7 protein-coding genes and 1 pseudogene are annotated in these 6,294 nt (G+C 68.8%); 3 read left to right on the forward strand and 5 right to left on the reverse strand.

The window, feature by feature from the left end; all coding sequences use genetic code 11:
* Positions 1–350, forward strand: a 350-nt coding sequence (locus JWP28_RS15015) for a DNA cytosine methyltransferase (RefSeq protein ID WP_299544113.1), incomplete at its 5' end; no start/stop codon positions are given.
* Here JWP28_RS15015 and JWP28_RS15020 read toward each other — a convergent pair.
* A complete protein-coding gene (locus tag JWP28_RS15020; RefSeq protein WP_299544114.1) occupies positions 319–636 on the reverse strand; it encodes a cupin domain-containing protein in 318 nt (105 codons plus the stop codon). The two genes, JWP28_RS15015 and JWP28_RS15020, sit on opposite strands and share 32 nt — an antisense overlap.
* A 129-nt stretch (positions 637–765) precedes the next feature.
* Between JWP28_RS15020 and cysK the strand changes: the two genes are divergently transcribed.
* Both cysK and vsr read left to right on the forward strand, forming a co-directional pair.
* Complete coding sequence (gene cysK, locus JWP28_RS15025) at positions 766–1,755, forward strand: cysteine synthase A (protein WP_299544115.1); 990 nt, start codon at positions 766–768, stop codon at positions 1,753–1,755.
* A gap of 40 nt (positions 1,756–1,795) precedes the next feature.
* Positions 1,796–2,197, forward strand: a pseudogene (vsr, locus tag JWP28_RS15030) (DNA mismatch endonuclease Vsr); the annotation flags it as partial.
* A 143-nt stretch (positions 2,198–2,340) separates the two neighbouring features.
* Here vsr and JWP28_RS15035 read toward each other — a convergent pair.
* From JWP28_RS15035 to JWP28_RS15050, 4 genes are all read right to left on the reverse strand, one after another.
* Positions 2,341–2,817, reverse strand: coding sequence for an OsmC family protein (locus JWP28_RS15035; protein ID WP_299544117.1), 477 nt, complete (start codon positions 2,815–2,817; stop codon positions 2,341–2,343).
* A complete protein-coding gene (locus JWP28_RS15040; protein ID WP_299544119.1) occupies positions 2,817–4,604 on the reverse strand; it encodes an acyl-CoA dehydrogenase C-terminal domain-containing protein in 1,788 nt (595 codons plus the stop codon). Before JWP28_RS15040 ends, JWP28_RS15035 begins: the two co-directional genes overlap by 1 nt.
* 46 nt (positions 4,605–4,650) lie before the next feature.
* Positions 4,651–5,130 carry a MerR family DNA-binding transcriptional regulator gene (locus tag JWP28_RS15045; protein ID WP_299544120.1) on the reverse strand — a complete coding sequence of 160 codons (480 nt, stop codon included), beginning with the start codon at positions 5,128–5,130 and terminating at the stop codon, positions 4,651–4,653.
* A gap of 91 nt (positions 5,131–5,221) precedes the next feature.
* Positions 5,222–6,294 (reverse strand): lysine--tRNA ligase (locus JWP28_RS15050; RefSeq protein WP_299544121.1); only part of this gene is annotated, 1,073 nt, incomplete at its 5' end.

Consider the following 6,294-nt stretch of genomic DNA (forward strand, 5'->3'; position numbering starts at 1 on the left):
TCAACCGGCGCAAGCGCGTCGAGGCCGGAGCGCGCGTGCAGCGGGCCGAGGTCCGGTTCGACGGCCTGGCGGGCTGCCTGCGCACGCCGCGCGGCGGCTCCTCGCGGCAGGTGATCGCGGTGGTCGAGGACGGCCGGGTGCGGACCCGCCTGCTGACGCCGCGCGAGGCTGCGCGGCTGATGGGCCTGCCGGAGACCTACCGCCTGCCGACCGCGGCGACCTCGGCCCTGCACGTGGCCGGCGACGGCGTGGCCGTGCCGGTGGTGCGCTGGCTGGCGCAGGAGATCCTGGAGCCGCTGCTGAGCGCTTCCGCCGACTTCAGAATTCGGTCCGCAGCGGGTAGTCGATAACGATCGCTCGTCCGTCGGTGCGCGCCACCACCGAGTGAGGGGTGTTGGCCGGGACGATGGCTGCCATGCCGGGACCCGCCACCTGCGTCTCGCCGGCGATAGTCACCTCCAGCTCGCCCTCGATCACCTCCCAGACCTCTTCCTGCTCGTGCTGATGCTCGTGGATGTCGGAGCCGGCGGTGAAGTCCCAGTGGGCGAAGGTCAGGCTGGGAGAATGGAAATAGCGGCCGCGCCAGCCGGGCCGCCGCTCGTGCTGCGGGAGCTGGTTGGTGTCGATGAACGGCATGGCGTCGCCTCCGTGCGGGCATCCTACCACATCGGGCGGAGCGCCCTTCCAATCCGGGCCTTCCAATCCTTTTGGGAAGCCTTAGGTTCGCGGTCACGAAGGGCAGTTTCTCCGCGAAAGGTCCGGTTCATGGACGCCACCCCCGACAAGGTCTACGACGCCGCCCGCTACCAGCGCGCCGGCCGGGGCAAGATCTTCGATTCCATCATCGACACCATCGGCGACACCCCGCTGGTGCGGCTGCCGCGCCTGACGGCGGCCCTGAAGCCCAAGGGCGAGGTGGTCGCCAAGCTGGAGTTCTTCAACCCGATCGGCTCGGTGAAGGACCGCATCGGCGTGGCCATGGTCGAGTACATGGAGGCCAAGGGCGTCCTGAAGCCGGGTGGCATGATCGTCGAGCCGACCAGCGGCAACACCGGCATCGCGTTGGCCTTCGTGGCCGCCGCCAAGGGCTACAAGCTGACCCTGGTCATGCCGGAGAGCATGTCGATCGAGCGTCGCAAGATGCTGCTGATCCTGGGCGCCAAGCTGGAGCTGACGCCGGCCGAGCGCGGCATGGCCGGCGCCGTCGCCCGGGCGCGCGAGATCGTCGAGGCGACGCCGGGCGCGGTGATGCCGCAGCAGTTCGACAACGTCGCCAACCCGCTGATCCATCGGGTCTCGACGGCCGAGGAGATCTGGAACGACACCGATGGCCGGGTCGATGCAGTCATTTCCGGCGTGGGCACAGGCGGCACCATCACCGGCGTCGGCCAGGTGCTGAAGGCCCGCAAGCCCTCGGTGCGGATGATCGCCGTCGAGCCGGCGGCCTCGCCGGTGCTGTCCGGCGGCCCGCCCGGTCCGCACAAGATCCAGGGCATCGGCGCGGGCTTCGTGCCCTCGATCCTCGACCGCGGGGTGATCGACGAGGTGATCCAGGTCTCCAACGACGACAGCTTCGCCATGGCCAGGCGCGTGGCCGCCGAGGAGGGCATCCCGGTCGGCATCTCCTCCGGCGCGGCGCTGACGGCGGCCTTCGACGTCGCCAGCCGCGACGACATGAAGGGCAAGCTGATCGTCGCCATCATCCCGAGCTTCGCCGAACGCTACGTCTCGACCGCGCTCTTCGAAGGGCTGTGATCCCGCTCATCCCCGCGAAAGCGGGGACCCAGGCCTGTCAGTGACCGACGTCTATTCCTCGGAGAAACGCTCGGCGGTGATGCGCCGGGTGAAGGGCAAGGACACCTCGCCGGAACTGGCGGTGCGAAAGGCGCTCACCGCCCTCGGCGCGCGCTATCGCCTGCACCGCAAGGACCTGCCGGGGAGGCCCGACATCGTCATGCCGGGCCGCCGGCTGGCGGTCTTCGTCCATGGCTGCTTCTGGCACGGCCACGACTGCGCCCGCGGCGCGCGGGTGCCCAAGCAGAACCGCGACTACTGGGTGGGCAAGGTGGAGCGCAACCGCGCCCGCGATGACCGCAGCCGGGAGGCCCTGTCGGCCCTCGGCTGGCGCGTCGAAACGATCTGGGAATGCGAGCTGAAGGACGCGGAGGCGCTGTGGAAGCGATTGCGGACTCTCCTGTCTTCCCCCGCTGCGGGGGAAGTGGCCCAAGACGCTCTTGCGTCGCGGGTCGATGGGGGAGGTCAAAGGCCAGAGGTCACTTCCCCCATTGTCGGCCGGGCTTCGCCCATTGCCGACATTTCCCCCGTACCGGGGGAAGACAGTTAGCCGTCTGCCCCCACCACCTCCTCCACCACGATCTCCGTCTTCACCGAGTTGGCGATGAAGCAGACCTGGTGGGCGGCGTGGTGCAGGTGGTCGCGCTCGGCGGGCGTCGGATGACGGCCCTGGTATCTAATTTCCGGATGCAGGGTGACCTTGCTGACCCAGAGTTCGCCGTCGGCGTTCTTCTCCATGATCCCCACCGCCTCGTCGCGGTAGCGGGTGACCGTGAAGCCGGCCTCGCGGGCGACGTGCAGGAAGCTCAGCATGTGGCAGGTGGTGATGGCGCCGACCAGCATCTCCTCCGGATCGACCGCGCCGGCGACCGACCACTTGTTCCCGACGATGTGCGGCGAGGCGGTTCCGGGGGCCTCGAAGCCCGAGCCGAACACCACCGAGTGGCCGCGGCTGTAGCGGCCGGTGGCGAAGTCCTCGCCCTCGGCCAGGGTCCAGTCGGCGGTGGCGCGATAGGTCGCCACTAGAAAGCCTCCGCCGGCAGCGCCATCAGGGTCTCGGCGCCGGTCTTCAGCTTGGCCAGACGCCCTGCGGTCTCCGGCAGCACGCGGGCGATGTAGTAGCGGCCGACGGCGAGCTTCTCCTGGTAGAGCGGGTCGGTGGCGCCGCCGGCGATCTTAGCGAGCGCGGTCTTGGCCATCAGGCTCCACATGTAGGCCAGCGCCACCAGGCCGAAGAGGTGCAGGTAGTCGGTGGAGGCGGCGCCGGCGTTGTCGGGATTGGCGAGCCCGTTCTGCATCAGCCACATGGTCGCCTCCTGCAGCTCCGCCTTGCCCTTGGCGAGGCCCTCGGTGAAGGGCTTTAAGGCCGTGTCCGCCTCGTTGGCCTCCACGAAGGCGTCGAGCTCGGCGAAGAAGCTCATCACGCCGCGCCCGCCGTCGGCGGCCAGCTTGCGGCCCACCAGGTCCAGCGCCTGGATGCCGTTGGTCCCCTCGTAGATCAGGGCGATGCGGCAGTCGCGCAGGTACTGGCTGACCGGGAAATGCTCGGTGAAGCCCGCCCCGCCGTGCACCTGCATGGCGTCGGAGCAGACCTGGAAGCCGCGGTCAGTGAGGAAGCCCTTCAGCACCGGGGTCATCAGCGCCATGTAATCATTGCCCTTCTGGCGCACGGCCTCGTCGGGACTGGCGTGGGCGAGGTCCCCGTGTAGGGCGGTCCAGAACAGGAAGGCGCGGCCGCCTTCGACGATCGCCCTGGCGTCCATCAGCATGCGGCGGATGTCCGGGTGGACGATGATCGGGTCGGCCGGCCCGTCAGGGTTCTTCGGCCCGGTCAGCGAGCGACCCTGCAGCCGCTCCTTGGCGAAGGTCGCCGCGGCCTGGTAGGCGGCCTCGGCCTGGGCGACGCCCTGCATGCCGACCCCAAGCCTGGCCTCGTTCATCATCACGAACATGATCGACAGGCCGCGGTTCTCCTCGCCGATCAGCCAGCCGGTCGCCTCCTCGTGGCTGATCACGCAGGTGGCGTTGCCGTGGATGCCCATCTTCTCTTCCAGGCCCAGGCACTTGACCGAGTTGCGCGCGCCGGGATGGCCCTGCGCGTCCGGAATGAACTTCGGCACGATGAACAGGCTGATGCCTCTTGTCCCCTGCGGGGCTCCTTCGATCCGCGCCAGCACCAGGTGGACGATGTTCTCGGTCAGGTCGTGCTCGCCCCCCGAAATCCAGATTTTCTGGCCGGAAATCCTATAGGTCCCGTCGCCCTGCGGGACCGCCTTGGTGCGCAGCAGGCCTAGGTCGGTGCCGCAGTGCGGCTCGGTCAGGTTCATGGTCCCGCCCCACTGGAACGAGGCCAGCTTCGGCAGGTAGAGGTCCTTCTGCGCCTGGGTCCCGCCGGCCATGATCGCCGAGTAGGCGCCGTGGGTCAGGCCCGGGTACATGGAAAACGCCATGTTGGCCGCCGAGGACATCTCCGAGAAGGCGAGGTTGACCACGTGCGGCAGGCCCTGGCCGCCGTAGGCCGGGTCAGCGCCCAGCGCCGGCCAGCCGCCCTCGACCAGCTGGGCGTAGGCCTCCTTGAAGCCCTTGGGCGTCGTGACCGTGAAGTCCGCCTGCCAGTGGCAGCCCTCCTTGTCGCCGACGCTGTTCAGGGGCGCCAGCACCTCGCCGGTGAAGCGGCCGGCCTCCTCCAGGATCTGGTCGACGGTGTCCATGGAGGCGTCGGCGAAGGCCGGCAGATTGGCGTAGCGTTCCAGCTCCAGCAGGTCGCGCAACAGGAAGGCATAGTCGCGCACGGGCGGCTGGTAGGGCATGGCGGTACTCCGGTCGCGAGCTCAGGCGGGATGTAGGGCCGCCAGGCTATTTCGCTTCGCTATGTTCCAGGCCATCGAGCCTGCGGCGCAACATCTGATCGTAGTCGGCCGCACGCGGCAGCAGGTCCGGCCGGGTCTCGGCCAGGCGCCGCTCCATGGCCTCGCAGCCCGCCCTCAGCTCCTTGATCGCGTTGTCGATGTCGATCTTCTGGCCTTCCAGGGCGACGATGCGCTCCTGGAACTTGCGCAAGCTCTTGGCTGCCTGCTGGGCGCCGCTGTCGTCGACTTCGTAGAGGTCGAGGATCTCCCCGATCTCGGCCAGCGCCAGGCCCACCCGCTTGCCGCGCAGGATCAGCTGCAGGCGGGCGCGGTCCTTGTAGGAATAGACCCGGTTCAGCCCGTCGCGGGCGGGCGCCAGCAGGCCCTTGTCCTCATAGAAGCGCAGGGCGCGCGGCGTGCATTTGAACTCAAGGCAGAGCTGCCGGATCGTGAAGGTGCGGTGCGGGCGGCGTAGGTCCGTGGGCATGGGAGTCCTCCCTGGACGCGATGTGTGGCCCAGAGCGTAGGGCTACGCTTCCGTTTACGTCAAGGTGACCTTCGATCACTTTACGTAACCCTCAGGCGGCGACCAGCTCTCCGGCCAGCGCCCGCTCGATGAGGGCGATGGTCCGCTCGACGCCGAAGATCGCCGTGAACGAGCCGAAGCGCGGGCCCTGGCTCTGGCCCAGCAGCACCTCGTAGAGCGCAGAGAACCAGGCGCGCAGCGGCTCGAAGCCGGCGTCCTTGCCGACCTCGAACACCTCGTTCTGGATCGCTTCGGCGTCGGCGCCCGCCGGCAGCGCCTTCAGCCTGGCGGCCAGGGCCTGCATGGCGGCGCGCTCCTTGGCGTCCGGCGCGCGGAAGGCCTTCGCGGGCTTCACGAAGTCCTCGTAATAGTTGATCGCATAGCCCGCGAGCTGGTCCAGCACCGGCTCGGTCTCCGGCGTGGCCCCGGGGATGTAGTGCTCGAGGAACCCCCAGAGGATGTCCTTGGTGGAGGCGTCGGCGGCCGAGACCAGGTTCAGGAGCAGCGAAAAGCTGACGGGGGATCCGCGCTCCGGCGGGGCGCCGCGGTGGACGTGCCAGGCGGGGTTGTCGATGGCGGGCCCGTTAGCGCCCTCCGTGCGAGCGCGGTTGTAGGCGTCGAGCTGTTGCAGGTACTCGTCCGTCGCCTTGGGGATGACGTCGAAATAGAGCCGCTTCGCTGACTTGGGCGACTGGTACATGTAGTAAGCCAGGCTCTCCGGCGTGCCGTAGCGCAGCCACTCCTCCATCGTCAGGCCGTTGCCCTTGGACTTGGAGATCTTCTGGTTGTTCTCGTCCATGAAGAGCTCGAAGTGGAAGGCCTCCGGCGGCTCTCCGCCCAGCGCCTTCACGATGCGGTTGGAGACGCGGACGCTGTCCACCAGGTCCTTGCCGGACATCTCGTAATCGACCGAAAGCGCCGTCCAGCGCGCCGCCCAGTCGGGCCGCCATTGCAGCTTCACGTGGCCGCCGGTCACCGGCGTCTCCGTCAGGGTCCCGTCCTCGTCGGCGAAGACGATGGCGCCCTTCTCGACATTGCGTTCGAGGGTGGCGGCCTGCAGCACGCGGCCGCTCTTGGGGCTGATCGGCAGGAAGGGCGAATAGGTGGCGCGGCGCTCTTCGCCCA

Origin of the sequence: Phenylobacterium sp. (assembly GCF_028290885.1) — a bacterium.
GTDB lineage: Bacteria > Pseudomonadota > Alphaproteobacteria > Caulobacterales > Caulobacteraceae > Phenylobacterium.

Excerpts from the sequence above, each read along its gene's own strand:
- JWP28_RS15020 (WP_299544114.1), bottom strand. The coding sequence starts at position 636 with ATGCCGTTCATCGACACCAACCAGCTCCCGCAGCACGAGCGGCGGCCC.
- cysK (WP_299544115.1), top strand. The coding sequence starts at position 766 with ATGGACGCCACCCCCGACAAGGTCTACGACGCCGCCCGCTACCAGCGC.
- JWP28_RS15040 (WP_299544119.1), bottom strand. The coding sequence starts at position 4,604 with ATGCCCTACCAGCCGCCCGTGCGCGACTATGCCTTCCTGTTGCGCGAC.
- JWP28_RS15045 (WP_299544120.1), bottom strand. The coding sequence starts at position 5,130 with ATGCCCACGGACCTACGCCGCCCGCACCGCACCTTCACGATCCGGCAG.